The organism is Cupriavidus sp. SZY C1 (assembly GCF_032190535.1).
Taxonomy (GTDB): domain Bacteria; phylum Pseudomonadota; class Gammaproteobacteria; order Burkholderiales; family Burkholderiaceae; genus Cupriavidus; species Cupriavidus pauculus_C.
Genome location: NZ_JAUANU010000022.1, coordinates 1 through 26,073 on the forward strand (window position 1 = coordinate 1; position 26,073 = coordinate 26,073).

The following is a 26,073-nucleotide window of genomic DNA, read 5'->3' on the forward strand; positions in this document are numbered from 1 at the left end:
GGGGGGGGGGGGGGGGGGGGGGGGGGGGGGGGGGGGGGGGGGGGGGGGGGGTGCCGCCCCCCCCCCGGGGGGGGGGGGGGGGGGGGGGGGGGGGGGCCCCCCCCCGCGACGCAAGACGCGACCATCGCAGTTTGAACCGCTGGCCCTCACCCCCAGCCCCTCTCCCGCGATGCGGGAGAGGGGAGCAGGCACTGAGGATTTGGCAGGCCGTCAGGTTTGCGCCCTCACAACGCCAACACAATCCTCCCACCCGTCTTCGCCCGCGAGCAGCACGACATCATGCGGTCGTTGGCCTCGCGTTCGGTGCGCGTGAGCACCACGTCGCGATGGTCGATGTCGCCGGCCAGCACGCGGACTTCGCACGATCCGCACAGCCCTTCCTCGCAGTCGCTCTGCACGTCGATGTTGGCGCAGCGCAGGGCCGTCAGCAGTGTCTGGTCGGCCGGCACTTCCAGCGTCAGGCCCGAGTCCTTCAGCTCCACCGTGAACGGCTGTTCCTTTGACGGGTCCAGCGTGCCGAGCTGCGAGCTGAAATGTTCCACGCGCAGCGTGTCGGGGGGCCAGGCGGCGCAGGCGGCTTCCAGCCCCTCGATCATGCGGGCCGGGCCGCAGGCGTAGACCTGCGTGATGCCGTCGGGCGCGCCGACGATCGCGGCAAGGTCGGCGCGGCTGCCCGCGTCGCGGGCGTGTACGTGCAGGCGGCTGCCATGCAGCGCGGCCAGTTCGTCGAGCATGGCCATGGCCGCGCGCGAGCGGCCGCAGTAGTGGATCGCGTAGTCGATGCCCAGCTCGCGCGCGCGGCGCGCCATCGCGCTGACCGGCGTGATGCCGATGCCGCCGGCGATGAAGAGCGCCCGGCGGCAGCCTTCGTCGAGCCGGAAGTGGTTGCGCGGGCCCCGCACCTTGAGCCGGTCGCCAGCGCGCAGGCTGGCGTGGATCCAGGCCGAGCCGCCGCGGCTTTCCGCTTCGCGCAGCACGGCAATCTCGAACGCGCCGGCATCGGCCGGATCGCCGCACAGCGAATACTGGCGCGAGATGCCGGTGCTGCCGCATTCCACGTCGATGTGCGAGCCGGGCGACCAGCGCGGCAGCGGGCGGCCGTCGGGCGCCACCAGGCGGATGCGCAGCACGTCCTGCGCGGCCGGCGTCACCGATGCCACCACCAGCGTGCGGCCGATGTTGCCGGTGGGCTCGCCGATGCGCACCGCGTCGCGCGGCGCCAGCACGGCCGGGTTGGCGCGTTCCGGATTGCGCGCCGGGTCCCATTCGACCCACAGGTGCTCCGGCCCGCGGAACGACGTGTTCGGCACGTAGGTGAAGGTCTGCTCGGCCAGCCGCAGGTGAGGCAGGCGGCTGGTCAGTTCCTCCAGGAAGACCTGCATCTCCATGCGCGCCAGGTTCTTGCCCATGCACTGGTGCGCGCCGTAGCCAAACGTCAGCTGGTCGCTGGCGTTATCACGGTGGATGTCGAACAGGTCGGCATCGGCAAAGTGCCGCTCGTCATGGTTGGCCGACGCGGTCACGATCAGCAGCTTGCTGCCGGCCGCGAGCGGGATGCCGCCAACCTCGGTGTCCTGCGTCACCACGCGGCGCCACGCGGCCACCGAGCCGTTGTGGCGCAGGCATTCCTCTACCGCGTTCGGGATCAGCGCGGGGTCGTCGCAGATCTCGCGCCAGACGTCGGGATGCTGCAGCAGCAGCTTGATCGCATTGGCCGACGCATTGGCCGTGGTCTCGTGCGCGGCCACGATGCCGGCCATCATCATCGAGTGCAGGTAGGAATCGGTGACCACGTCGGGCAGTTCCTGCTGCTTGCGGATGCCGTACTGCATCCAGCCGGGGCCCGACGGGTCCGCGCGCATCTTGTCGAGGATGCGGCCCGCGAGCTGCCAGAAGTTGCCCACGGCATGGGCCACGGCCACCTGTTCCTCGGGCCTGGGCCGGCCCCAGGTGTTGACCGTGTGGGCGATGGAGTACTGGCGCAGCAGGTCCATGTCTTCCTCGGGCACGCCCAGGAAGTGCAGGGCCACGGTCAGCGGTACCTCCCAGAGCATCTGGTCGACCAGGTCGGCGCGGCCGTCGTCGATGAAGCGGTCGACGTACTCGCGCGCCAGCCGCCGCACCAGAGGCTCGTGGTGCATCAGCTCGGCCGGCGTGAACGGCTCCATCAGCGCGCGGCGGCGCGGCATGTGCGCGGGCTCGTCCTCGTTGACCAGCGTGCGGTTCATCGCATAGCCGTACGACGCCAGCACCGCGTTGGCGGCGTCGCCGGTGGGCGTGATTTTCTCCAGCGCGATGGCGGGGCTGAACGTGAGGTTGTCGCGGAAGATGGCCTTGATGTCGTCGTAGCGCGTGACCACCCAGTAGCCCAGCCGCGGGCTGTAGAACACGGGCTCCTGCTCGCGCGACCAGCGCACGTAGTCGGGCGGGTCCTGCTGGTAGCCGTCCTCGAACGGGTCGAACGCGGCGGCGTTGTGGCTGACCGGGCAGCCGTTGGGCGCGCGCAGCGCGGTGTGGTCGATCGGGCAGCCGGCGCGCGGCGCCGGCGGGGTGGGCTGGGTCATGCGGTACTCCAACGGCAATGCGGGGCGTCAGTCGAGCGAGATCTTCAGGTCGTGGATCAGGCGGGTCCAGCGCGCGGTCTCGCTGCGCAGCAGGTCGGCAAACTGGGCCGGCGTGTTGCCCACCGGCTCCACGCCAAAGTCCACCAGCTTCTTGTTGATGGCCGGGTCCCTGACCGCCGCCACCACCTGCCGGTTCAGCGTGCCGATCACGTCCGGCGGCGTGGCGGCCGGCACCACCATGCCGACCAGCGCCGCCGCTTCCACGTTCTTGTAGCCCAGTTCGGCAAAGGTCGGCACGTCGGGCAACTGCGGCAGGCGTGTGGCATTGGCCACGGCCAGCGGGCGCACCTTGGCGCCCTTGATGAAGCCGGCACCGGCCGCGTAGTCGACCATCATCGCGGGAATCTGGCCGGCGGCCACGTCGGACAGCGCCGGCGCGGCGCCGCGATAGGGCGCGTGCGTCATCGTCAGGTGCGCCTCGGTCTTCAGCAGTTCCATGGCCAGGTGGTGCGGGCTGCCGGCGCCGGCCGAGCCGTAGTTCACGCCGCCCGGCGTCGCCTTGACCTGCGTGATGAACTCCTGCGCGGTCCTGGCCTGCGTACCGGGGCCGACCACGAGGATCATCGGAAAGCGGCCCAGCAGCGTCACGGGCGCCAGATCGCGCGTGGGGTTGTAGGACAGGCTCTTGTACAGCGCGGGATTGAAGACCAGCGTGCCGTTGTCGGCCGACAGCACGGTGTAGCCATCGGCGGCGGCGCGCGCGGTTTCCGAGGCGCCGATGGCGGTGTTGCCGCCCGGCTTGTTGTCCACCACCACGGGCTGGCCCACGCGGGCGGACAGCCCCTGGCCGATCGTGCGCGCCAGGAAGTCGGAGCCGCCGCCGGCCGGATACGGCACGATCCAGCGGATGGGCTTGGCGGGATAGGCATCGGCGGCCACGGCTGGCGCGGCGCCCAGCGCCGTGGCAAGGGTTACGGCCAGCAGCGCGGCGGGCTGGTAGCGGGGCATCGGGTTGTCTCCTTGGTATTTGGCCGGATGGTGGTCGGCCCGTTTTGCGTAAATCATATACGCATTGCGTAATCCAGGAATGAGGGTTAACCTCCAGCCCCATGTCTACGTCCGCCGCCTCCACCCCCCGTCCCCGCGAGCGCCGCCAGCGCGTGCAGGCCGCCGAAACCGGCATGGCCGTGCTCAAGGCGCTGTCCCGCCTGGGCGGGCGCGCCAGCCTGACGGCCATCGCGGCCGAGATCGACGAAAGCCCGGCCAAGGTCCACCGCTACCTGGTGAGCCTGGTCGAGCAGGGCTTTGTGGCGCAGGAGGCCAATACGCAGCAGTACCACCTGGGTATCGAAGCGCTGCAGATCGGGCTGGCCGCGATGCGCCAGGCCGACCCGATCCGGCTGGCCGAGGCGCCGCTGGTACGCCTGCGCGAGCGGCTGGAAGTGACGTGCTTCATCACGGTGATGGGCAACAAGGGGCCGACCATCGTGCGAATCGAGGAACCGGGCCTGCCGGTGACGGTGAATGTGCGGGTGGGATCGGTAATGCCGCTGCTGTGGTCGGCCACGGGCCGCGTCTTCCTGGGCCTGCTCGACGACTCGAACGTGCAGGCGCTGGCACGGGCCGAACTGGATGCGCTGCCGCCAGCGCAGCGCGCCGACCTGGACGCCGACGACCCGCTCGGCGTGCTGCGCGAGCCCGTGCGCGCGCAGGGCTGCGCGGCGGTGCGCGATACCAACCTGAAGGGGATCAGCGCCGTGGCGGCGCCGGTGCGCGACTACACGGGCCGCGTCTGCGCGGTGCTGACCGCGCTGGGCGCCACGGGCGGCTTCGATGCGTCGCTGGACGGGCCCATCGGCCGCGCCGTGCGCGAAGAGGCGGCGGCCATCAGCACGTTGCTGGGCTACGCCGCCTAGGCGTCATTCCGGACGCTTGGGGATGTTGACCGCGCGCTGCACGGCCGGGCGCGCCTCGAAGGCCGCCAGCACGCGCGACACCTCGGGGAAGTCCTGGATGCCGACGAGTTCGCCTGCCTCGTAGAACCCCAGCAGGTTGCGCACCCACGGGAACGTGGCGATATCGGCAATCGTGTAGTCGTCGCCCATGATCCACTGGCGGCCCTTGAGGCGGTCATTCAGCACGTTCAGCAGCCGCTTCGACTCCGCCACGTAGCGGTCACGCGGACGCTTGTCCTCGTAGTCCTTGCCGGCGAACTTGTGGAAGAAGCCGACCTGGCCAAACATCGGCCCGATGCCGCCCATCTGCCACATGACCCACTGGATCGTCTCGTAGCGCAGCGCCGGATCGGCGGCCATGAACTTGCCGGTCTTCTCGGCCAGGTACACCAGGATCGCACCCGATTCCCACAGCGCCAGCGGCTGGCCGCCCGGGCCATTGGGATCGATGATCGCCGGGATCTTGTTGTTCGGGTTCAGCGACAGGAATTCCGGCGAGGTCTGGTCGTTCTTGTCGAACCGCACAAGCTGCGGCTCATACGGCAGCCCCGTTTCCTCCAGCATTAGCGAGACCTTGATGCCGTTGGGCGTGTTCAGCGAATAGAGCTGCAGGCGGTCGGGGTGTTGCGCCGGCCATTTGCCGGTGATCGGGAAATCGGACAGGGCAGTCATGTGGCGGTGTCGTTTGGGCGAAAGGGGCCATGGTAATGCAGGGTGGCGTTGTTTGCTGGGTTGGGGGGCCAAGCCACGGCGTGGCACTGCATCCGGGGTTGCTCCCCTCTCCCGCGGGCGGGAGAGGGGAGCAAAAACACCCCATTTCCTGCTGCGCCGTATTACCTTGTGCCGCCCAGTTCGGCCGCCACGAAATCCACGAAGACCCTGGCGCGCGTGGGCAGGCGGCGGCCGAAGCCGTGCAGCACTTGCAGCGGCACCGCGCGCAGCGGGGCGTCGGGCAGTACCTGGCGCAGGCGGCCGGCGGCGAGGTCGTCCTGCACGATGGTGCGCAGCAGTTGCGCGATGCCAAGCCCGTTGACGGCGGCCACGCGCATGGCTTCGCCGCTGTCGGTGTCGAATGTGCCGTCCACGGGTAGCCGCAGCCCGTCGGCGAACGTGATCGGCAGCGGCTGGCCGGCCAGCCGGTAGCGCACGTGGCGGTGGCGGGACAGGTCGGCCACCGTGCGCGGCTCGCCGTGGCTGGCCAGGTAGGCCGGAGACGCCACCAGCACCAGCGGCAGGTCTGCCAGCGGGCGCGCGTACAGGCCGCTGTCGCCGGGGTGCCCGGCGCGCAGGGCCAGGTCGAAGCCTTCGCGGATCAGGTCGACGTGCTGGTCGGTCACGCTGACATCGAGCGACAGGCGCGGATGGCGCGGCAGCAGCGTCGCCGTGATGGGCCCCAGCAGCGTCCGCCCCAGGTCGCTTGGCATGCTCACGCGCAGCCGGCCCACGGCCGCCGTCGGGCGGGCCAGCACCTCGGTGGCTTCTTCCAGCCCGCGCACCAGCGGCGCCACGCGGCCGTAGTAGGCGTTGCCTTCGTCGGTCAGCACGAACGCGCGCGTGGAGCGGTGGAACAGCCTGGCGCCCAGCCGCGCCTCCAGCCGCGAGATGCTCTTCGACACGGCCGAAGGCGTGGTACCGAGCAGCCGGGCGGCAGCGGTGAACGATCCGGCTTCCACGGCGCGGACAAAGGCAGACAGGCCGTGCAGGCGTTCCATCGACATGGATGACAAATTGGCACAAGTGATCGGTGCATTGTAGGGCTGCCCGGGCCCGGCGCGCTGCCGTAGAGTCGGCACCGTACCCAACACGGAGCAGCATCATGAGCAAGCTGGCAGGAAAGGTCGCCGTCGTCACGGGCGGCAACAGTGGCATCGGACTGGCGATGGCGCGGCGTTTTGTCGACGAGGGCGCACAGGTGGTCATCGTCGGGCGCCGCGCCGACGCGGTGGCAGCGGCGGTGGACGGGCTGGGCCCGCAGGCCGTTGGCCTGACCGGCGACATCGCCGACCTGGCCACGCACGACCGCGTGGCGGCGCTGGTGGCGGAGAAGTTCGGCGGCGCCGACATCTACGTGGCCAACGCCGGCATGAACCAGATCACGGCATCGAACCAGGTGAGCGTGGACGAGTACGACGCGCATTTCGCCACCAACACGCGGGCGGCGTTCTTCGGCGTGCAGAAGATTGCGCCGGTGCTGCGCGATGGCGGGGCGATCCTGCTGGTCAGTTCGATCGCCACCGCCAAGGTGCTGGACGGCCACGCGGTCTACGCCGGCAGCAAGGCCGCGATCGAGGCGTTTGCGCAGAGCTGGGCGCTGGAGTTCAAGGCGCGCGGCATCCGCGTCAACGTCATCAGCCCCGGCCCGGTCGATACGCCGATCCTTGGCAAGCTGGGCGTGTCGGCGGCCGACCGCCCCGCCTTCGAGGCCGCCGTGGCGGGCGCCATTCCGCTCGGCCGCCTGGGACGCGCCGAGGAGATCGCGGCGGCGGCGCTGCTGCTGGCCGGCAGCGAGGGCAGCTTCATCACCGGCGTGAACCTGCGCGTCGACGGCGGTATCGCGCTGACCTGACGCGGGGTGACGTGCGGTGACGTGGCATGACGTGCGGCGCTGGCACGATTCAACCCGCGTGACCACCCTCCATTTGGCTGTTCAATCATCTGGAGGGTAGGCGCGGCACGCCGGCGCCTTCTATCCTCAAGCTTCTTCGAACGGAGGGCAGCATGAGGATCACCACGGGGCTCTTCGGGCTCCTCGCCGGCTGCACGCTCGTGGCCGGCTGCAGCACGTCGGCACCCAAAGCGCCGACCGTGCCCGCCTTTCAGGCCGACGCGCGCAGCGGCAAGCCCAAGCGCGCCATGCAGGGCTGGATTGCCGCCAACCGGGCGTGGGGGTCGGACAAGGAGCTTGCCGCGATCCTGGCGCAGCCGGAGCAGCGCGGCGCGCGCGACGTGCTGGCCTCTGCGCAATGCTCGGAGCCCGCGCCCCGCACGGCTGCGGCGCGCGCGGCGGCGGCCAATGCATCGTCCCCGGCATTCCTGGTGAGCGGCACGCGGCTGGTCACCGATCTCTATACCAATCCCGACGACAGCCGGCCCGAACAGCGCAAGCGCGACGCGATCGACGCCAGCGGGGTGGACGTGGGCTTCTCCGCGGCGGGCTTCCGGGGCGTGCGATGCGTGGTGCTGGCACGTTACGCCGAGGGCGACGCACCAGCGCAGCCGGGCCTGCTGGCCGTGCTGGCGATCGAACAGAAACTGCAGGACGGCAAGTTCACCGACTACTTCCGCTTCCGCCCGCTGCATGTGCGCGCGGCCAACGCCACGGCCAAGACGGCGGCTGGCGGCGGCGGGCAACCGGCGCAGGTAACGCTGGCGTTCGCGCTGGTGGCGCGGCAACTGGTCGTCGACAACCAGGGCGCGGCGCGGTTTGCCGAACTTGGCTCGGCGGCAACGACCGTCGCGCGTGTGCGGCTGGACGGCGAAGCCACGACATGCGCGCCGGGCCAGTGCAGCGGCATGTCGCCGCCGGTGCCCGTGCCGGTGGCCAAGGGCACGGTGGTCGTCGCGCTGGGCGTGAGCGAGGCGGGCAATGTCGGCGACGTGGGTGCCGATATCGACCAGGCCCGGCTGGAGCAGGAAGCCATCCAGGCGGCACGCGGCACGCCGGCGGCCGCGCCGGCGACGCCGCCACCCCTCAAAACGGCAGGCTCAGGTAGTAACGCCCCAGCTCGGTGAGTTCGCCGTCGGCGCCCAGCAGGCTCGTGAAATGCGGGTCGGGGCGCCAGCGGCCCGTGAACCACGCATAGCGGAACACGTCGGGCCGCTGCTCGCAGGTGGCCACCATCTCGCGCATCTGCGCCTTCTGCTTGTCCAGCGTGTCGATCTGCGCGCCGTCGGCATTGGCGTGCCAGTTGGCAAACTCGGTCACCCAGAACGGCTTGCCGTACTTCGCCAGCCGGTCGAGCTGGCCGCCCAGCCCGTAGTCGTACCAGTGGAAGGCCAGGTAGTCGATGCGTGGGTCGCGGTTGCCGTTGGCGGCGCGGTAGGCCGTGTAGAACGCATCGAGCCAGACCACGGGATCGCTGTAGCCGGGCATCGTGCCCCAGGTGATGGCCGGGCCCACGAGCTTGACGCCGGTGCGCGCGGCGATGGCCTCGAACTGCGGCCACGCGGCGGCGGCCACGGCTGGCGTCAGGTTGGCCTGGTCGGTCAGGTTCGGCTCGTTCACCAGCAGCAGGTACTTGACCTCCGGATGCGCCAGCAGCCACGCCTGCACCGCGGTGGCGTCGAACGCGTAGTCGTTCCACAGCATCGGGATGAAGTCCATGCCGTAGGCTGCGCGCGTGTCCGTGGGCGCGGCCGGGTTCGGCCGGGGCGACCAGTTGTACCACCACGATACGCCTGGGGCCAGCGCGGCAAAGTCGGCCTGGCTGCCAAGGTCATAGGCAATGCCGCGCTTGGCGCTCTTGGTCACGCCGGGCGTGGCCGAGGGCGGCGGGGCGGGGCTGGCCGGCGGCGTGGTGGGCACCAGCGTGCCGCCATTGTTGCTGTTGCCGCCGCCGGAGTTGCCGGCCGACGTGCCGCCATCGCCGCCGCCACCGCAGGCGGCCAGCGCAAAGGCAAGGAGCAGCGGCGCGAAGAAGCGGCTGCGGAAGGGGTGGAGGTGCATGGTGGATGCGGTTGATTGACGGGTTGCGTGGCGCCCCTCGCCCGCACACGGGAGAGGGGCGCGCACAGCGCGGTGGCGATCAGAGCGACTGCAGGAACGCGCTGATGGCGTCGCGGTCGGCCTTGGGCAGGGCCTCGTAGCGGGTGCGGCTGTCGGTGGCCTCGCCGCCGTGCCAGAGCACGGCCTCGGTGATGGTGCGCGCGCGGCCGTCGTGCAGCAGGCGGACGTTGGCGTCGGCGCCCTGGACGAAGCGCAGCGAGCCCAGCCCCCACAGCGGGGCCGTGCGCCACTGGCTGGGGTAGGCGCGGCCTTCGGCCAGCGTGTCGGCCAGGCCCGGACCCATGTCGTGCAGCAGCAGGTCGCTGTACGGATGGATGGTCTGCTCGCGCAGCTCGGCAAACGGGTGCGTGTTGCCGGTCTTCATGGTCGGCGTGTGGCAGGCCACGCAACGCACCTGGGCAAACAGGTCGCTGCCGCGCGCAATCTGGGCCGGGTTCACGTCATGCTCGGGCGATACGCGCACGCCGTCCGGAAAGCCGCTGCGCAGCTTGCGCTGGGCCGGCACCGCGATCAGCGACAGGTAATGCGTCATCCGCTCCAGCTCGAACTCGCTGACCGACGTCGGCGTGGTCACGCTGTGGCAGTTGGCGGCGCCGCGCTGGCAGCCCGCGTCCGGGAACATCGGCGACGTCACGCCCAGGTCCTTGATCAGCGCGTCGGCCACCTGCTGGCGGATGCTGCCCTTCGACGCCTTCCAGCCAAAGCGGCCCACGTGCGTCTTGCCGGTCTGCGGATCGACCACGAGGTTGGCCACGCCCTTGATGCCGTCGCCGTTCGCGTCGTTCGGATCGGCCTGCGCCAGGATCGTGGTCTCGGGCACCGCCTCCAGCAGGCCCATGCCGATCACCTGCGCCGCCTGCCGCGCCGAGTAGCGCGCCGGCGCGGGGCCCTTGAACGCGAACACGGGCTTGACCAGCTCGACCTTCTCGCCATCGGGCAGCGTGCGCACCGTGGTGTCGAACGACGCCACGCTGACGTCGAAGGCCGGCGCCTTGGCGTCCTGCGCGTGCTGCTGGATGTTGTGGCCGTAGGTGGGGTCGGCGCCGGTGCCGTCGGCGTTGGCCGTCAGGAACGACATCGTGTCCAGCTTCGCGCCCAGCGCCAGCGGCTTGCTGCGGCCGTTGTTGGTGTGGCACTCGATGCAGCGCGGCTGGTTGTAGCGCGCGCCGAGCTGGCCGATGTGGGCGGTGAACACGGGGTTGTCGCGGTCGTGTTCGGAGTGCGTGCCGTCGGCAAACGACGTGTGGAACAGCCGCCGGCCCTCCACGAAGCGCTGGGTGTTGGCGATGCCGATGTTGTTGGCCATCTGCTGGAAGACGCGCATCGGCTCTTCCGAGTAGTTGTACGAGAGGCTGGCCTGGCCGCCCAGCAGCGCGTCGTCGGGCAGCGGCTCCGAGTCCAGGTTCGGCGCGATGCCGTACCAGGGCCGCATGCCCACGCCCACGACGTAGAGCTGCTCGAACGAGTAGTAGCGGCTGCCGCCGCCGTCCACCACCGGGTCGCGCTTGAGGCGCGGCGCGGGCGCCAGTTCCACCTTGTCGCCGATCTTGAGCGGGCTGTGCGGGTCGGTGCGCCAGTTCGAGTCGAACGTCATCATGCAGTCTTCGCGCGGCTGGTTCTCGCGGCAGATCGGCAGGCCGCCTTCCTTCGGGTTGTTGAACCCGTAGTTCAGGGACCAGCCGTAGTCGCGCACCGTGGGGTCCAGCACGTTGCGGAACAGGCTGAACGTGGTGCCGTCGAAGATGCCCTGGTTCACGCGCAGGTAGACCTCGATCAGCTGCTTGCCGGCCGGCACGTGGTCGCGGATCTCCAGCCCGAACGTGCGGTTCTGGAAGTAGAACGTCGGGAAGGTCAGGTAGCGGCCCGGGCCGGCGTCTGGGGCGTCCCACGCCTCGCCGCGCTCGCGCGCGTGGCGCTCGGTCGGGCGCGAGCCCATCAGCGTGACCAGCGTGCCGTCGGCCTCGCGGTACTGGATCTGCTCCATGACCGGCGTGTCGGCGCCGTAGAGCGGTTCGTAGAGCGACGGCGTGACGGTCGGGGGCGGCGGCGCGCTGGCGCTGTCGCCACCGCCGCCGCCACACGCGGCAACCGCCAGGACTGCGGCCAGCAGCAACGCCGGGCCGCGATAGTGCGCGACTTGTTTCATCGTTATTGACCCTTCTTTTTATGGGAACCTCGGGGCTCCGCTCTTGCGATGTCTTTGCCTCCCGGCCGGCTGCCCGCACGCTGGCGGTGCCGGAAAAAAGGCGCATTCCCTGAAAGCCGCGGCGATTATCGGGAGGGGGTCAAATAGATGTCAATTGTCATTATGTGGCGCCCCGGGTGACAAAATTTGCGCCCTGCGGTGACGAGGATCGTCACTGCCTTGTGCCATGCGGGCTGCAGCGCCGTCCGTGTCAGGTACATGACAGCCGGCGGTCGAAATCGGCCGGGGCGGGGCAGCGGTGACGCGCGAATTTTTTTGTACAGGGCCGTGGCGATGGCCGCGACCGTTGCGCGGATGCCGCAGGCACGCATGCACCAAAACGGGCCCACGTCACGCATGGTGGCCGGAATCGCGGGATTTGCGTCCGCCGGCGCGCGGGACAAACCAAAGGATGAGACGCCGCTACGAATCGACTAGCGGCAGGCCCCCGAGGCACGAATGCGCCGCGCGGGCGCGCGGCCTACGATGCAAAGCACGGGCCGGCAATGCGGCCCCGGCGGCCGGCCACGATGGTCCGGCCCTCCAGGCAAGTCCAACAGGAGCAGATCATGATCCGCAGACACATGGTTCCCGTCATCGTGGCAGCCGCGCTGGGCGTCGCCGGTGCGTTCGGCGCCGGCACCGCGAGCGCGGCCAGCGCGAACGACGGCGGCCGGCATCCGGCCAAGCCGTCGCATCCGTCGTACAACATCGACCAGCCGCGCGACCCGTTTACGCAGGGCGCGCGCTTCGAGGTAACGCCCGCCACGCAGGGCCGGATGATCCTGACCGGCCGCGACCTGACCGGTGTATCCGCGCCTCCGGGCGGCGCGCCGGCATGATCGCGGCATCGTTCGACGGCATCCAGGCCACGCTGGCGTGGCTTGGCGTCTGCGCCACCAGCGTCGGCATGGCGCTGGTCACGGCGCTGTGGGGCTGCGTGTGAGCGCGCGGTTCAGGCGGCTTGCACGCCGGCCTGTTCGGCCTGCGCCGCATGCTGCGGCAGGCGGACGATCATCCGGGCCCCGCCTTCCGGCGGCGACTCCGCGGCAATGCTGCCACCATGCGATTCCACGATATTCCGGCAGATCGACAGCCCCATGCCCATGCCGTCCGGCTTGGTGGTGTAGAACGCGTTGAACAGGCGGTCCATGTCCTTCGGCGCGATGCCCGGGCCGGTATCGCTGACCACCACGACCACCGATTGGTCGGGCAGGACGCGGCTGGCCAGCGTCAGCCGGCGCCGGCCGGACATCTGCGCCATGGCCTGCGCGGCGTTGACCATCAGGTTGACCAGTACCTGCTGCAGCTGCGTCCAGTCGCCGTGAATCTGCGTGGTGCCGGCGTCCAGGTCCAGCACGGCCGACACCTGGTGGTCCTGCAGCTCGCGGCGCACCAGTTCCAGCGAATCGGTCACGAGCTTGTCGACCGCAATCTCCACGTACTTGGGTTCCGATTTCTGCGCCATGGCGCGGATCTGGCGGATGATGTCGTTCGCGCGGCTGGCGTCGCGGATCACCTGCTCGATGGATTCCGTGGCCTCGCCGATGTCGGGCGTCTCGCGCCGCAGCCAGCGCAGCGCCGAGCTGCCGCAGGTGACGATGGCCGCCATCGGCTGCGTCACCTCGTGCGCGATGGACGCCGCGAGCTGGCCCAGCGTGGTCACGCGCGACACGTGCGCCAGTTCGGTCAGCGTGCGGTGCAGCGTCTGCTGCATCTCGGTGGCCTCGGTGGTGTCCATCAGCGCGCCCACGTACTCGTGCTGGTCGCCGGCCGATGCGCTGCGGCGCGCCACCACGTGCACGTGGCGGATGGCGCCGTCCGGCATCTGCAGCCGGTAGCGCAGGTCGACGCTGTCGGTGCCGCCCAGCATGGCGGCGTGCATGCGCTGCACCTCGGCCAGGTCGTCGGGGTGCACGCGCGTCAGCATCATGCCGAAGTGGGGCGGCTCGCCGCGCGGATAGCCCAGGATGCGGAACGCCTCGTCGGACCACGTCATGGCGTTGCCCGGCAGGCGCAGCGCGATACTGCCGGTGCGGCTCAGGCGCTGCGCCTCGGCCAGAAAGGCTTCGCTGCGGGCCAGCGCGGCCTCGGTGCGGCGGCGGCGCTCCATGTCGGCCAGGTTGCGCAGCGCCAGCAGCGTGGTGGTGCCGATGGCCAGCAGCGCGAAGATGAAGCGGGCCACCTGCCCATGATCGGGCTCGGCCGGGTTGGGCGACGCCACGTAGGCCACCACGGTCAACACCATGGCGGAGGCGGCCGTCACGCGGGTGGCGCCGATCGAGCCGGTCAGCGCCACCAGCAGGATCACCAGCACGTAGACCACGGCAATGGCGAAGTCCAGCGGCGTGAAGGCGTCGATCACGAACACGCACAAGGCCAGGACGCCCGCGGCGCCCATCAACAGCCGGTTCGATGCTGGGTTGTACATGCCCTTCCGCCTCTCTTTGTTGTTCTGGTTGCCATGCGCCCGGCCGGCGGCATGGATCGACGATGATACTAGCCCTGCATGACTGGTCGAGGAATCATATGAAGGTATAGGAGAACGTATGGATCATGGGGCCGCCGGGCCGGCGCGGGCGTATCTGAAACCGGTCGGCCCGCCGCGGAAACCGCCGCGCGCGGCCCGGGGCATAGTCGGCGTGTCGCCCTATCGTTCCCAAGGAGCCGTGATGACCCCATCCCCCATCGACGACGCCGGCCTGGCCGTCACCGAGATTGCCGACCACCTGAACCGCCTGCTGGCCGACGTCTTTGCGCTGTACCTGAAGACCAAGAACTTCCACTGGCACATGTCCGGCCCGCACTTCCGCGACTACCACCTGATGCTTGACGAGCAGGCGGCGCAGATCTTCGCCATCACCGACGACGTGGCCGAGCGCGTGCGCAAGCTGGGTGGCACCACGCTGCGCTCGATTGGCGCCATCGCCCGCCTGCAGCGCGTGCGCGACAACGACGCCGAGGACGTGTCGCCCAAGGCCATGCTGCGCGAGCTGCACGCCGACAACCTGCAACTCGTGGAAGCCATGCTGGACGCCCACGCGATCTGCGACGACCACGCCGACGTGGCCACCGCCAGCCTGCTGGAAAACTGGATCGACGAGGCCCAGCGCCGCGCCTGGTTCCTGGCGGAATCGATCCGGTAACGCAGCACCGGGACGGGCACCCGCCCGTCCGATGTCGGGGCGCCCGCGCGGGTCTTCAAGGGCCGCGCGCACCCCGTCTTTCTCCCTCTTGAAAACCGGCGCGGCGCCAATAGTTTGGAGTCGATCCGGCAAGGCCGGAGGCTGGCATGTGAACGGATTTGCACATGCCCTCCAATGCTGACTGGGAGAACAGACATGAACGACTTCCTCTTCGGGAACGCCCTTTTTTCCGAGATCGACCGCGTCCAGCGGCAGATGGCCGGCCTGATGGGCGGCTTCCCCTCCAGCCTCAGGGCCTCGCGCCAGGGGGCCTTTCCGCAGCTCAACATGGGCGCCACCGACGACTCGGTGGAAATCGTCGCCTTTGCGCCGGGCATGCAGGCGTCCGACTTCAACGTGTCCATCGACAAGGGCCTGCTGACGGTCAGCGGCGAGCGCAAGCCGGTGCAGGACGCCGCCGCCGAGGGCACGCGCACCTACGCGCAGGAGCGTTTTGCCGGCAGCTTCCGGCGGGTGATCGAGCTGCCGCAGAACGCCGACCCCGAGAAGGTCACGGCGCGATACACCAACGGCTGCCTGGTCGTGTCGGTGGCCAAGCGCGAGGCGTCGAAGCCGCGCGCGATCCAGGTCCAGTAACCATGTGGCGCAGTCAACGTCAGGAGAACATCATGAGCAACGCGAACCAGCTGACCCAGGCCAATCCGCAACAGCCGGCGCCGTCGCAGGAGACCGCCGCGCGGCGCGCCACGGTGACGCCGCCCGTCGACATCTACGAGGACGCGCTGGGCGTGACCGTCTGGGCCGACCTGCCCGGCGTGGCGCTGGAGAACCTGGAAGTCAAGGTGCATGACGGCACGCTGTCGATCGAGGGCGAGGCATCGGTGCCGGTGCCGCCGAACCTGCGCGTCCAGTACCTGGAGCTGCAGCAGCCGCGCTTTTCCCGCGCGTTCGCTGTGAGCCCGGACTTCGACACGTCGCGGATCTCGGCCAACCTGCACGACGGCGTGCTGAAGGTGTTCGTGCCGCGCCGCGAGGAAGCCCGTCCGCGCCGCATCGAGGTCAGCGCGGGCTGATTCTCCGCGCACGGGCCGGCTCAGCGCGCGTTCGAGCGGTAGTGGAACGCGTGGCGCGGGGCCGGCTCGGCGGCCGGCAGCTCGGGCGCCGAGGCGTCGTCCATGGCCGAGGCCAGGATCATCGCGTCGGCATTGAGCGCGGGCGGCCGGCTGCGCTGCGGCCGGAACACAAGGTCGTTGCGATCGATCGGGGCGCCGCTCAGCGCGCACTGGCCGGGGTCGCGCGCGGTGCCGATGGTCCACACCTGGGCGCCGTAGCGGCAGTGCGTGGCATCGCGCCAGCTCACCACGGCCATGGCCGTGCTGAGGCGCTCGATGATCGTCACGATCGGGGCGTGCGCGCGCGGCGCGTAGGGCTGCGGCTGCCCGCTGGGGGTGGGGTGCTGCGGGCCGAGCAGCGCGATGGTGCGCAGCCAGGTGTCGCAGGCGCTGTCGCGGACGTCTTCGGCCCGCGCGGATTGCAGCAGTTCAGCCATGGGAGCTCCCGGGAATCGAGGTGACCTTGACGCGCCAGCAGTGCGGTGTGTCGCCGACAAAGCGCTTGAAGACGGTGGTGAAGTGGGCCTGCGAGCGAAAGCCGCAGCGCATGGCCACTTCCAGCACGCTGCCGTCGCCGCTGCGCAGCAGGTCCTGCGCGTGCTCGATGCGGCGCCGGACCAGGTATTCGTGCGGGCGCATGCCCGTCGTGCGGCGGAACTGCGCCGCAAAGTACATGCGCGTCAGGCCCGTGCTGCGCGCGATGTCGGCCAGCCCGATCGGCGCGGCCAGGTTGTCGTCGATGAACGCGATGGCCCGGCGCAGGCGCCATTGCGGCAGCATGGTGACGGCCCGCGTGTTCGATTCGATCCGCTGGAAGTGGTTGGCAACCACGCGCGCCACGATGGCCAGCGCGACGCTGTCGGCAAAGATCCGGCCCAGGCCGGGGTCCTGCGAATGCGCCACGGCCAGCGCCTGGCCCAGCCGTTCGAGCGCCGGATCGGCGTGGAAGAACGGGTCGTCGAGCCGCAGGTCGCCTTCGTACGGGTGGCCGAACTGGTCGGCGTAGCAGGCGGCCAGCACCGGCTGCGGCACGAACAGGTGCAGCACGTCGGCGGCCGACGCGTAGACCGCGGCCGTGGGCGTGCCGGGCGCCGCCACGTGCACCGCCCCGGCACCGAGCCGGCCGTCGAACACCGGCATCCCGCCGCACAGGAAGCGTACCGAGCTGGAGCGCAGGTTGATCGAGATGCAGTGGCGGGTGTCATCGCCCGGGTGCGACACCATGTCGGGCGGCTCGCCCTCGCACGTCCAGCGCGATACGACGATGGTGTCCGGCCGCTGGCCGGCGGCCTCGGCATCCGGGGCCTCGCGCCAGCGCGTCTCGCGGCGCACGAACGCGGGCGCCTGCGCGGCGGCCACGCGGCACTGCAGCCGCTGCGCGGGGCGCGTGGCGTCGGCGCGGGCGGGCGCCTCCAGAACGTTGGTCGATACCTCTTTCATGGCGATGCTCCCGGATACGGAAATCGGTGGGCGGGCGTTCATCCGGCGTACTGGATGAAGGCGGTGGCGATCAGAATCAGGTTCAGCACGGCGAGGACGATCCAGCCGTACATCAGCAGCAGGCTTTCCTGGTCGTTCATGGCGGGCCTCATGCAGGAGAATGGGTGCGCCCGGCCGGCGCCGTGGCGTGGACCGGGGCGATGGCCTGCGCCCACATGCGATACACCGTCGCGCCGGCCACGCCTACCGTGGCGAAGGCAAGGACGACGGCTAGGGCCGGTATCCAGCGTTGATGGCGGTTCATGTCGGTGGCTCCCAGGGAAGCAGTCGGTGCGTTGAACGAATCCTAGGAGCCGGGCACGGATGCCCACAATCGCCGCGTAGGAGGTACGCAATCAAACGAAGGTATAGGTCTGGCCACCCGGGTGCACCGGGATGGGGCGGGGGAGAGGGCCGGCGGTTGCGATTCGGACAGGTCGGGTCTTGAGACGCCTTGCCCTCACCCCCGACCCCTCTCCCGCAGGCGGGAGAGGGGAGAAAACCACGGGCATGGAGAATCAGCCGGGGGCATGGAACTCGCCACCGGGCCTGGAACGATCGCGATGGTTTTTCTCCCCTCTCCCGCGACGCGGGAGAGGGGAGAAAAACTTCGGGATATCGAACGCGAAGCCTGATTCTGCCGATTGTGGTCTCCCCTCTCCCGCGACGCGGGAGAGGGGCTGGGGGTGAGGGCCGGCGGTTGTGATCCGGACAGGTCGGGTCTTGAGACGCCTTGCCCTCTCCCCCGACCGCTTTCCCGCAGTGCCGGAGCGCGACGAAAAACAAGCCGAGCCACCGCTCGGCGGCGCCCCGAAAACCGCCGCCGCGGCCCCGCCGCAACGCCGCCCGTCCGCCTATACGAAGGCATAGTGTTGGCGGCAGGGGTAGCTCGTTACCATGGCGCCATGAGATTGTTGTGAGGTACCGGCCTTGGCCAAGAAACAGGTAGTCGCCATCATTGACGACGATGAATCGATCCGCGCGGCGACTTCCCGGCTGGTGCGCTCGCTGGGATGGGACGCGCACACTTACGATTCGGCGCAGGCCTTTCTGGACACCGGCGGCGCGTCGCTGGTGCAGTGCATCCTTTCCGATGTGCAGATGCCCCGCACCAGCGGGCTGGAGCTGCTGCGTATCCTGAATGCCCAGGGCAGCCGGGTTCCGGTAGTATTCATCACCGCGTTTTGCACGGAAGCGATCCGCCGGGAGGCCCTGCGTGCCGGCGCGCAGGCATGCCTGAGCAAGCCTGTCGACGAGGCGGCCGTCCAGCGGTTCCTGGACGACGTGGCGTCCGGGCGGCTTCCCGCCGTTCCCCCGGCTGCCACGGAATAAAGTGAATCCATGAACAAACCGATTGCGTCGGGCGACGCGCCATCGATGGTCTACGTGGTCGACGACGACGAGTCGATGCGCCGCGCGGTGTCGATGCTGCTGCGCTCGGTCGGCTACCAGGTGAAGACCTTCGCGTCGGCCACGGACTTCCTGGCCGCGCCGCGCCCGGATGTGCCGAGCTGCCTGATCCTGGACGTGCGGCTCAAGGGCCAGAGCGGGCTGGCCGTGCAGGAGCAGTTCGCGGCCAGCAAGATGCCGATCCCGATCATCTTCATGACCGCTCACGGCGACATCGCCATGTCGGTCAAGGCCATGAAGGCCGGGGCGATGGACTTCCTGGCCAAGCCGTTCCGCGACCAGGACATGCTCGACGCCGTGGAAAGCGCGCTGGCGCGCGACGCGGCGCGGCGGCAGTCAGACGCCACCGAGGCCGGCCTGCGCCAGTGCTACGACGAGTTGACGCCGCGCGAGAAGGAAGTCATGGCCTACGTGGTGCGCGGCCTGCTGAACAAGCAGATTGCCGCCGAACTGGCGCTCAGCGAGATCACGGTGAAGATCCACCGCGCCCAGGCCATGAAGAAGATGGGCGCCAAGTCGCTGGCCGACTTTGTGCTGAAGGCCGAGGCGCTGGGCATCATCGATGCCGCGCGCAGCGGCGCCGGCGCCTAGCCGCCATCCACCGTCCGGGCCGTCAGTGCCCGGCGAACCGCGTGTGGTCCAGCATCCGGGCGCTGATGGGCAGCAGGTGCGCGCGCAGCGCCGCGTGCAGGTAGCGCACCGCCGGCGAGAACTGCTTGCGGTGCGGGCAGACCAGGTTCAGCGGCACCGGCTCGCCGGGCTGGTCGGGCAGCAGCAGTTCCAGCCGGCCCTGCGCCACGTCGTCGCTGACGTCGATCCATGACTTGTAGGCGATGCCCCGCCCGTCCAGCGCCCAGCGCCGGGCAATCTCCGCGTCGTCGCACAGCAGCGTGCCCTTGACCGTGATCTGGCGCCGCATGCCGGCGGTGGGAAAGATCCAGCGGTCGTAGACGCGCCCGCCCAGCACGTACGGCAGGCAGCGGTGCATCAGCAGGTCGTCGAGCATGGCCGGGCGGCCGTGCCGCGCCAGGTAGTCGGGCGAGGCCACGAGCACGCGGCGGTTGTTCTCGGCCAGCGGCAGCGCCACGTAGCTGGCGCCCTCGTTCACGCCGTAGCGGATGGCGATGTCCACCGGATCGCGGAACACATCGGTCACCTGGTCTGACAACGACAGCCGCAGCACCAGCTTCGGATGCGACGCCTGGAAGTCGGTCAGCACCGGCAGCAGCACGTTGCGGCCCAGGTCGGACGGCGCCGCGATCTTCAGCGTGCCCTGCAGCGCCGTGGGCTCGCCATGCATCCGCTCCCGCCCCTCCTTGAGCATCGACAGCACCTCGTCCGCATAGGGCAGGTACTGCTCGCCCTCGGCGGTCAGCCGCAGGCTGCGCGTGGACCGCGCGAACAGGCGGATATCGAGCTCCCGTTCCAGCCGCTGGATGGCCGCGCTGACCTGGCCGGGCAGCAGGTCGGCCTCGCGGGCGGCGTTCGAGAAACTGCCCAGCGCGGCCGTGCGGACGAAAAGGTGGAGGTCGTCGAGTCTGATCATTTTCACTCTGGCAGTGAAAGTCCTGCCGGATTCTCCCAGTTTTTCGGACGCGGCGCAGTGGCGATCATGCAACCCGTACCCCGCCGCCGTGCATCGGCCTGGGCGGGCGGAAAACACTATCGGAGTTGCGGAAATGAAAGCCGTTGTCTATAGCCAGCACGGATTGCCGATTGCAGACCCCGCGTCGCTCTACGACGCCGACGTCGCCCGGCCCACGCCGGGCCCGCGCGACCTGCTCGTGAAGATCGAGGCGATCGCGGTCAATCCCGTCGACACCAAGGTGCGCGCCGGCTCTCCGGCCGACCAGCCGCGCATCCTGGGCTGGGACGCGGTGGGCACGGTCGAGGCCGTGGGCGCCGGCGTGACGCTGTTCCGCCCGGGCGACGCGGTCTACTACGCCGGCTCGATTGCCCGGCCGGGCGCCTATGCCGAATACGGGCTCGTCGACGAGCGCATCGCGGGCCGCAAGCCGGCGTCGCTGTCGGCCGCCGATGCCGCCGCGCTGCCGCTGACGTCGCTGACCGCCTGGGAGCTGCTGTTCGATCGGCTGGGCGTGGCCGAAGGCGGCGGTGCGGGCCAGTCGCTGCTGATCATCGGCGCGGCGGGTGGCGTGGGATCGATCCTGACGCAACTGGCGCGGCAGCTGACCGGCCTGCGCGTGATCGGCACCGCCTCGCGCCCGGAGACCGACGCGTGGATCCGCGACCAGGGCGCGCACGACGTCATCGACCATGCCCGCCCGCTGCTGGAAGGGCTGCGCGGCATCGGCGCCCCGCAGGTGGACTACGTGGCCAGCCTGACCCATACCGACGAGCACTACGCGCAGATCGTGGAGGCGCTGGCGCCGCAGGGCCGCCTTGGCGTCATCGACGACCCCGACACGCTGGACGTGGTGCCGCTCAAGCGCAAGGCCGCGTCGCTGCACTGGGAGCTGATGTTCACGCGCTCGCTGTTCGAGACGCCGGACATGGTGCGCCAGCACGAGATCCTGAACCGCGTGGGCGAACTGGTGGATGCCGGCGTGCTGCGCACCACCAGGGGCGAGCATTTCGGTACCATCCGCGCCGACAACCTGCGGCGCGCCCACGCGCTGATCGAGAGCGGCCGGTCGCGCGGCAAGATCGTGCTGGAAGGATTCTGAGCGCGCGGCGCGCCCCGGCCGGGCCCGCCGCCGTGCCACCCATTTTCACTGTCATTCGAGGAGAGAAGCATGCAAGTCAAGGACGCCATCCTGTCCCGCCATACCGTCAAGGCGTACGAAGCCGGCCAGACGCTGCCGCAAGAGCAGGTCGACACGCTGCTGACGTGGCTGCACAACAGCCCGTCGTCGGTCAATTCGCAGCCGTGGCACTTTGTCGTGGCGTCGACGCCGGAAGGCCGCGACACCATCGCCCAGGCCGCCACGGGCACGTTTGCCTACAACCATCCGAAGATCGTCGATGCGTCGCACGTGATCGCGCTGTGCATGCGGACCGATCTGGACGAGGCGCACCTGCGCGCCGTGCTGGCGCAGGAAGAGGCCGACGGCCGCTTTCGCGCCGAGGGTGCGCGCGAAGGCCAGGACAAGTCGCGCCGGTCGTACGTCGACCTGCACCGCTACGTGCAGCGCGACATGCCGCAATGGATGGAAAAGCAGGTCTACCTGGCGCTGGGCGGGCTGCTGCTGGGCGCCGCCATGCTCGGCATCGACGCCACGCCGATGGAAGGCTTTGACGGCGCGGCGCTGGACCGGGCGCTGAAGCTGCGCGAGCGGGGCCTGACCGGCGTGGTGCTGGTGGCGCTGGGCCGCCGCAGCCAGAAGGACTTCAACGCCGGCCTGCCGAAGTCCCGCCTGCCGCGCGAAACGGTGTTCACGCACATCTGACCGCGCCGTCTGGCCAGTGCGTCAGGCGGCCGGGCCGGCGGGCTGCCACTGGCCGGTTGCCGGGCAGACATCGACCGGCCGGCCATCGCGGCGCAGTCCTGGCGCGTCGCCGGCCGGCCCGGTGGGTGCCGGATCGAACGTGACGCCCAGCGCCTGCGCGACGCGGGCATTCTCGATCGGCAATTCCCAGGTCAGGAACATCTGCGTGGTGTCCTGGCCGTCCGGAAAGTCGGCGGCGTCGAAGCCGGCGCCGCCGCGCCGGATCACGCCGTGCGGCTGGCAGGGATCGAACAGCAGCACGGTGCCGCGCCGCAGCGCGATGCGCTGGTCCAGCGCGACGAAATGCACGTCCTGGCCCTTGTCGTCGGCAAGGAACAGGTTGCAGAAGGCGGCGCCGCCATACTGGCCGCCGTCGTGGTGATACCGCGCGCCGCGGCACACCATCAGGGCCACCTCGCAGTCGTCCAGCACATCGGGCAGGCCCAGCGCGCGGGTCCAGTCCGCCACGGCCTGCACGCACTGCCGATAGTCGGGCCAGCGCAGCCGCGCGCGGGCCAGCGGCAGCACCTCCACGTCGCCGGGCTCCAGCACCATGTTCGTGGCGATCTCGCGCGCCCAGTCGGCCAGCAAGCGGGGCGGCGGCGCGGGAACGTCGACCACGCCAGCGATCACGCGCCCGCCGACACGCCGGCTGCGCAGCGCATCGTCTTGCCAGTACCACGAAACGAGGGAAGGGGAGTTGGCCTGCATGCCCGGCAGTGTAGCGCGGGCGGTGGCGCAGGCCGGGCCGGTAATCGTTACACGGCCCTGCAATCCTGAGCCGGCCGCGCGGGCTACCAGAACGTGGCCGCGTAGCCGACCACGATCAGCGCGATGGCGATCAGAAAGATGGGATGGGTCCACGTATAGCGGCGGTTGCCGCGCAGTCGCTGCATCTTCTGGTCTCGGTCCTGCACGTCGTTCTGCTGCATGAGTCCTCCTGGAAGAGTGGGCCCCGAGGGGCCGTTGCGGCAAGGACGTGCAGGATGTGTGCCAAGCGGCGCCTGGCCGCCGCTGGCCGGCTCAGAACCACATGCGGACACCCGCGACGAAGCGCGTCTCGCTGCTGCGGCCGCCGGCGGCGCGCAGCATGTCGGCCGTGTTGCCGAATGCCTGGTAGCGCTCCACGCCGACATACGGCGCGAACTGGCGGCTGAACTCGTAGCGCAGGCGCAGGCCGACCGTGCCGTTGGACAGCCCGCTGCCGGTGCCGGTGGCCGGATCGTTCTTGCCGTAGAGGTTGGCTTCCACGCGCGGCTGCAGGATCAGCCGCTGGGTGATGAGCAGCTCGTACTCGCCCGCCAGCCGCAGCGCGGTGCGGCCCTCGGTGCCGACGTAGCCGGTGGCTTCCACCTCGAACCAGTAGGGCGCCAGGCCCTGCACGCCGAAGGCCAGCCAGTTGCGCGCCGGGCGGCCGTAGCCGGCGTCGTTGCGCAGGCCGAGCTGGGTATCCCAGTAGCTGGCCACCGCATGGCCCCAGAGCAGTTCGGTGCGCGCCTCGGCAAAGCGGCCGTGCTCGACGTGGCCCTCGGCCTTGACCACGAACTTGTCGAAGCTGTTGCCGATCCACGCCTGCGCCTCGTAGGCGGCGGCGTTGCTGCCGTTGCCGTGCGTCCATTCGAGCCGGTCCACCAGCACCGACGCGAACAGATGCTCGTCCGCCATGTGCAGCGAGCGGTGCGGCCCCAGCGCGTACTGGCCGACGCCCAGGCGGTAGCCGCCCGAATAGGCGTCCGGGTCGCGCGCGTCGGGCGGGGCGCTGCCGCCCTGCATGCGCATGGCGCCATGGTCCATGGCCGGGGCTGGTGATGGCGCGGGCGATGGCGCGGGCGGTGGCGTATCGGGGCGGGGCGCGCTGGCCGGTGCCGTGTCGGCCATGCCTTCCATCTGGCTGTGGTCCATGCCGGGCATCGCCGCCGGGGCCGGCTGGGGTGTGGCGGGCGCTGCCGGCGTGGCGGCCGGCGCGTGCTGCGCATGGCCGCCGTGGCTACCGTGGCTGCTGTGGCCGCCGTGCGCGCCATGGTCGTGCTGGGCCCACGCGGCGGACGTCGCAGCGCAGGCAGCCAGCGCGGCGGCGATCCGAACGGGGCAAAGGGTGCGGAGGGTTCGGAGGGTGCGGAGGTCGACGCTCATGCCACCACCACCTCGCGGAACATGCCCGCATCCATGTGGAGCATCAGGTGGCAATGCCAGGCCCAGCGGCCCAGCGCGTCGGCGGTCACCAGGAAGCTGATGCGCTGGGCCGGCTGCACGCCAATCGTATGGCGGCGCGCCATGAAGCGGCCGTCGGGGGCTTCCAGCTCGCTCCACATGCCGTGCAGGTGCATCGGGTGGGTCATCATCGTGTCGTTGTGCAGGATCACGCGCAGCCGCTCGCCGTGGCGGAAATGGATCGGCGTGGACTTGCCGAACTCCACGCCGTCGAACGACCAGGAATACCGCTCCATGTTGCCGGTCAGGTGCAGCTCGACTTCGCGGCCCGGGCCGCGCGGGTCCAGCGGGCCGCCAATCGTGTGCTGGTCCGCCAGCGTCAGCGCGCGCCGGCCGGTGTGGCGCAGGCCGACGCCGGGATCGTCGAGGTTGGTCCGCGCCATGTCGACGCGCATGTCGGTGCTGGCGCCGTATTCGGTGCGCGCGTGGCGGGCAATCGTGCTGGGTACCTTCAGCGACGCGGGGGCGGCATGGGCGGCGTGGGCGGCGTGGGCGCCGTGATCGGCATGCGCGCTGTGGCCCGCATGGTCCATCCCGTGCATCGCCATGCCGCCCGCGCCAGCCGCACCGCCCATGCTGCCCATCATGTCGGTCATGCCGAGCCATTCGACGGGGTCCAGGGCCGGCACTGGCGCGGCCAGCCCCGGCCGCACGGCCAGCGTGCCGCGCGCAAAGCCGCTGCGGTCCATCGACTGCGAGAAGATCGTGTAGGCGTCGTCGCGCGGTTCCACCAGCACGTCGCAGGTCTCGCCGGGGCCGAAGCGGAATTCGTCCACGGTGACGGGGTCGATGTTCTGCCCGTCCACCTGGAACACCCTGAGCTTCAGGCCGGGGATGCGCACGTCGTAGAACGTGTTGCCGGCGCCGTTGATGAAGCGCAGCCGCACCTTGTCGCCCGGCGTGAACAGGCCGGTCCAGTTGCCGGCCGGCGTCGTGCCGTTGGTCAGGTAGGTCAGCGTGGCGCCGGACAGGTCTGCCAGGTCGGTCGGGCTCATCCGCATCTGGTTCCACATCTGGCGCCTGGCCAGCGCGCTGCGCAGGCCGTCGGCGGAGACGTCGCGGAAGAAGTCCACCACCGTCGGCTGGTTGTAGTTGTAGTAGTCGCTCTGGGTCTTGAGCTTCGAGAGGATCCGCATCGGGTCCTCGTCGGTCCAGTCGGACAGCAGCACCGTGTAGTCGCGGTCGGCCGCCGGGCCGTCGGTGCCCGTGGCGGGATCGATGACCAGCCCGCCGTACACGCCCGTCATCTCCTGGAAGCCCGAGTGCGAGTGATACCAGTAGCTGCCGGCCTGCTGCACCTTGAAGCGGTAGGTGAAGGTCTGGCCGGGCGGGATGCCGGCAAAGCTGATGCCGGGCACGCCGTCCATCTCGAACGGCAGGACGATGCCGTGCCAGTGGATCGACGTCGGCTCGCGCAGCCGGTTGGTCACGCGCACGGTGACCGTGTCGCCCTGGCGCCAGCGCAGCGTGGGGCCCGGCAGCATGCCGTTGACCGTGGTGGCCAGGCGCGGCGTGCCGGTGTAGTTGACCAGCGTCTCGCCGATCTCCAGGTCGAACTCGGTGTCGCGCAGCACCGGCGCGCTGCCCAGCGCGGCGGTCGCGGGCTGGCCCGGCGCCCCGGCCCGGGCGGGCAGCCCCAGCCCCGCCATGCCGGCCAGGACTCCGCCCGCGGCCAGGCCCTGGACAAAGCGGCGGCGCGGCAGGTTGGGCAGGACCAGGCGCGGCGATCCATCACGTCGCATCAGGATGTTCCTCGTGTTTGGCTCGAAAACGTGCCGCCTCGGTGGCGGGCAGGGGCAAGCGTAATGGCGGCGGACTCACCGGCAACTGACTCGA

General features: G+C 70.3%; 26 protein-coding genes. 11 read left to right on the forward strand and 15 right to left on the reverse strand.

The genetic code is table 11. The annotated features are described in order from the left end of the window. Positions 1–224: 224 nt before the first annotated feature. Positions 225–2,564: a cytochrome P450/oxidoreductase gene (locus tag QTN24_RS23900; protein ID WP_313840102.1), complete on the reverse strand. Its 2,340-nt coding sequence runs from the start codon at positions 2,562–2,564 to the stop codon at positions 225–227. A gap of 27 nt (positions 2,565–2,591) precedes the next feature. Beyond that, positions 2,592–3,572 (reverse strand): tripartite tricarboxylate transporter substrate binding protein, encoded by a 981-nt coding sequence (locus QTN24_RS23905; protein WP_313840103.1) that lies wholly within the window; start codon positions 3,570–3,572, stop codon positions 2,592–2,594. A 101-nt stretch (positions 3,573–3,673) separates the two neighbouring features. Between QTN24_RS23905 and QTN24_RS23910 the strand changes: the two genes are divergently transcribed. Beyond that, the gene (locus QTN24_RS23910; RefSeq protein WP_313840104.1) at positions 3,674–4,480 is read left to right on the forward strand and encodes an IclR family transcriptional regulator; all 807 of its coding nucleotides are present in this window, start codon (positions 3,674–3,676) and stop codon (positions 4,478–4,480) included. Positions 4,481–4,483: 3 nt separating this feature from the next. Here QTN24_RS23910 and QTN24_RS23915 read toward each other — a convergent pair whose 3' ends face one another. Together QTN24_RS23915 and QTN24_RS23920 are read right to left on the reverse strand one after the other, a co-directional pair. Beyond that, the gene (locus QTN24_RS23915) at positions 4,484–5,191 is read right to left on the reverse strand and encodes a glutathione S-transferase N-terminal domain-containing protein (RefSeq protein ID WP_313840105.1); all 708 of its coding nucleotides are present in this window, start codon (positions 5,189–5,191) and stop codon (positions 4,484–4,486) included. A gap of 161 nt (positions 5,192–5,352) precedes the next feature. Next, positions 5,353–6,237, reverse strand: a complete 885-nt coding sequence (locus QTN24_RS23920) for a LysR family transcriptional regulator (RefSeq protein ID WP_313840106.1) — start codon at positions 6,235–6,237, stop codon at positions 5,353–5,355. 98 nt (positions 6,238–6,335) lie between these two features. On the opposite strand from QTN24_RS23920, the gene QTN24_RS23925 reads away from it, so the two are divergent. Both QTN24_RS23925 and QTN24_RS23930 read left to right on the forward strand, forming a co-directional pair. Next, positions 6,336–7,085 (forward strand): SDR family NAD(P)-dependent oxidoreductase, encoded by a 750-nt coding sequence (locus QTN24_RS23925; protein WP_313840107.1) that lies wholly within the window; start codon positions 6,336–6,338, stop codon positions 7,083–7,085. A gap of 152 nt (positions 7,086–7,237) precedes the next feature. Beyond that, positions 7,238–8,251 (forward strand): hypothetical protein, encoded by a 1,014-nt coding sequence (locus QTN24_RS23930; RefSeq protein ID WP_313840108.1) that lies wholly within the window; start codon positions 7,238–7,240, stop codon positions 8,249–8,251. On the opposite strand, the gene QTN24_RS23935 is transcribed toward QTN24_RS23930, so the two are convergent. Both QTN24_RS23935 and QTN24_RS23940 read right to left on the reverse strand, forming a co-directional pair. After that, on the reverse strand, positions 8,211–9,185 hold the full coding sequence (locus QTN24_RS23935) for a glycoside hydrolase family protein (protein WP_313840109.1): 975 nt from the start codon (positions 9,183–9,185) through the stop codon (positions 8,211–8,213). The genes QTN24_RS23930 and QTN24_RS23935 overlap by 41 nt on opposite strands. A 79-nt stretch (positions 9,186–9,264) precedes the next feature. After that, a complete protein-coding gene (locus QTN24_RS23940; protein ID WP_124686295.1) occupies positions 9,265–11,391 on the reverse strand; it encodes a di-heme oxidoredictase family protein in 2,127 nt (708 codons plus the stop codon). A 608-nt stretch (positions 11,392–11,999) separates the two neighbouring features. Here QTN24_RS23940 and QTN24_RS23945 point away from each other — a divergent pair. After that, positions 12,000–12,272, forward strand: coding sequence for a hypothetical protein (locus QTN24_RS23945; protein WP_313840110.1), 273 nt, complete (start codon positions 12,000–12,002; stop codon positions 12,270–12,272). A 113-nt stretch (positions 12,273–12,385) separates the two neighbouring features. On the opposite strand, the gene QTN24_RS23950 is transcribed toward QTN24_RS23945, so the two are convergent. Beyond that, a complete protein-coding gene (locus tag QTN24_RS23950; RefSeq protein ID WP_313840111.1) occupies positions 12,386–13,861 on the reverse strand; it encodes a sensor histidine kinase in 1,476 nt (491 codons plus the stop codon). A 241-nt stretch (positions 13,862–14,102) separates the two neighbouring features. Here QTN24_RS23950 and QTN24_RS23955 point away from each other — a divergent pair, with 241 nt between their 5' ends. The 3 genes from QTN24_RS23955 to QTN24_RS23965 all read left to right on the forward strand — a co-directional run bounded on the left by QTN24_RS23955 (position 14,103) and on the right by QTN24_RS23965 (position 15,649). After that, positions 14,103–14,576, forward strand: a complete 474-nt coding sequence (locus tag QTN24_RS23955; protein WP_313840112.1) for a DNA starvation/stationary phase protection protein — start codon at positions 14,103–14,105, stop codon at positions 14,574–14,576. 195 nt (positions 14,577–14,771) lie between these two features. Beyond that, positions 14,772–15,212, forward strand: coding sequence for an Hsp20/alpha crystallin family protein (locus QTN24_RS23960; protein ID WP_313840113.1), 441 nt, complete (start codon positions 14,772–14,774; stop codon positions 15,210–15,212). 32 nt (positions 15,213–15,244) lie between these two features. After that, positions 15,245–15,649 carry an Hsp20/alpha crystallin family protein gene (locus QTN24_RS23965; protein WP_313840114.1) on the forward strand — a complete coding sequence of 135 codons (405 nt, stop codon included), beginning with the start codon at positions 15,245–15,247 and terminating at the stop codon, positions 15,647–15,649. A 20-nt stretch (positions 15,650–15,669) separates the two neighbouring features. Here QTN24_RS23965 and QTN24_RS23970 read toward each other — a convergent pair whose 3' ends face one another. The 3 genes from QTN24_RS23970 to QTN24_RS23980 all read right to left on the reverse strand — a co-directional run bounded on the left by QTN24_RS23970 (position 15,670) and on the right by QTN24_RS23980 (position 17,432). Then, positions 15,670–16,125 carry a DUF3331 domain-containing protein gene (locus QTN24_RS23970; RefSeq protein ID WP_313840115.1) on the reverse strand — a complete coding sequence of 152 codons (456 nt, stop codon included), beginning with the start codon at positions 16,123–16,125 and terminating at the stop codon, positions 15,670–15,672. Beyond that, complete coding sequence (locus QTN24_RS23975) at positions 16,118–17,128, reverse strand: AraC family transcriptional regulator (RefSeq protein ID WP_313840116.1); 1,011 nt, start codon at positions 17,126–17,128, stop codon at positions 16,118–16,120. Before QTN24_RS23975 ends, QTN24_RS23970 begins: the two co-directional genes overlap by 8 nt. Positions 17,129–17,276: 148 nt before the next feature. Then, complete coding sequence (locus tag QTN24_RS23980) at positions 17,277–17,432, reverse strand: hypothetical protein (RefSeq protein ID WP_172966176.1); 156 nt, start codon at positions 17,430–17,432, stop codon at positions 17,277–17,279. Between the two features lie 665 nt (positions 17,433–18,097). Between QTN24_RS23980 and QTN24_RS23985 the strand changes: the two genes are divergently transcribed. Together QTN24_RS23985 and QTN24_RS23990 are read left to right on the forward strand one after the other, a co-directional pair. Further along, a complete protein-coding gene (locus QTN24_RS23985; RefSeq protein WP_313840117.1) occupies positions 18,098–18,499 on the forward strand; it encodes a response regulator transcription factor in 402 nt (133 codons plus the stop codon). A gap of 9 nt (positions 18,500–18,508) precedes the next feature. Then, on the forward strand, positions 18,509–19,168 hold the full coding sequence (locus QTN24_RS23990) for a response regulator transcription factor (protein WP_313840118.1): 660 nt from the start codon (positions 18,509–18,511) through the stop codon (positions 19,166–19,168). 22 nt (positions 19,169–19,190) lie between these two features. On the opposite strand, the gene QTN24_RS23995 is transcribed toward QTN24_RS23990, so the two are convergent. Beyond that, positions 19,191–20,123 (reverse strand): LysR family transcriptional regulator, encoded by a 933-nt coding sequence (locus QTN24_RS23995; RefSeq protein WP_313840119.1) that lies wholly within the window; start codon positions 20,121–20,123, stop codon positions 19,191–19,193. Between the two features lie 133 nt (positions 20,124–20,256). Here QTN24_RS23995 and QTN24_RS24000 point away from each other — a divergent pair, with 133 nt between their 5' ends. Beyond that, positions 20,257–21,264 (forward strand): zinc-binding alcohol dehydrogenase family protein, encoded by a 1,008-nt coding sequence (locus QTN24_RS24000; RefSeq protein ID WP_313840120.1) that lies wholly within the window; start codon positions 20,257–20,259, stop codon positions 21,262–21,264. A 69-nt stretch (positions 21,265–21,333) separates the two neighbouring features. Beyond that, complete coding sequence (gene nfsB, locus QTN24_RS24005; RefSeq protein WP_313840121.1) at positions 21,334–21,987, forward strand: oxygen-insensitive NAD(P)H nitroreductase; 654 nt, start codon at positions 21,334–21,336, stop codon at positions 21,985–21,987. 21 nt (positions 21,988–22,008) lie between these two features. Here the strand turns inward: nfsB and QTN24_RS24010 are convergent, their stop codons facing one another. From QTN24_RS24010 to QTN24_RS24025, 4 genes are all read right to left on the reverse strand, one after another. After that, complete coding sequence (locus tag QTN24_RS24010; RefSeq protein ID WP_313840122.1) at positions 22,009–22,737, reverse strand: hypothetical protein; 729 nt, start codon at positions 22,735–22,737, stop codon at positions 22,009–22,011. An 83-nt stretch (positions 22,738–22,820) separates the two neighbouring features. Beyond that, positions 22,821–22,958: a hypothetical protein gene (locus QTN24_RS24015; protein ID WP_172966177.1), complete on the reverse strand. Its 138-nt coding sequence runs from the start codon at positions 22,956–22,958 to the stop codon at positions 22,821–22,823. A gap of 91 nt (positions 22,959–23,049) precedes the next feature. Continuing rightward, positions 23,050–24,159: a copper resistance protein B gene (locus tag QTN24_RS24020; protein WP_313840123.1), complete on the reverse strand. Its 1,110-nt coding sequence runs from the start codon at positions 24,157–24,159 to the stop codon at positions 23,050–23,052. Further along, positions 24,156–25,979 carry a copper resistance system multicopper oxidase gene (locus QTN24_RS24025; protein WP_313840124.1) on the reverse strand — a complete coding sequence of 608 codons (1,824 nt, stop codon included), beginning with the start codon at positions 25,977–25,979 and terminating at the stop codon, positions 24,156–24,158. The genes QTN24_RS24020 and QTN24_RS24025 overlap by 4 nt, the downstream gene beginning before the upstream one ends. Between the last annotated feature and the right edge of the window lie 94 nt (positions 25,980–26,073).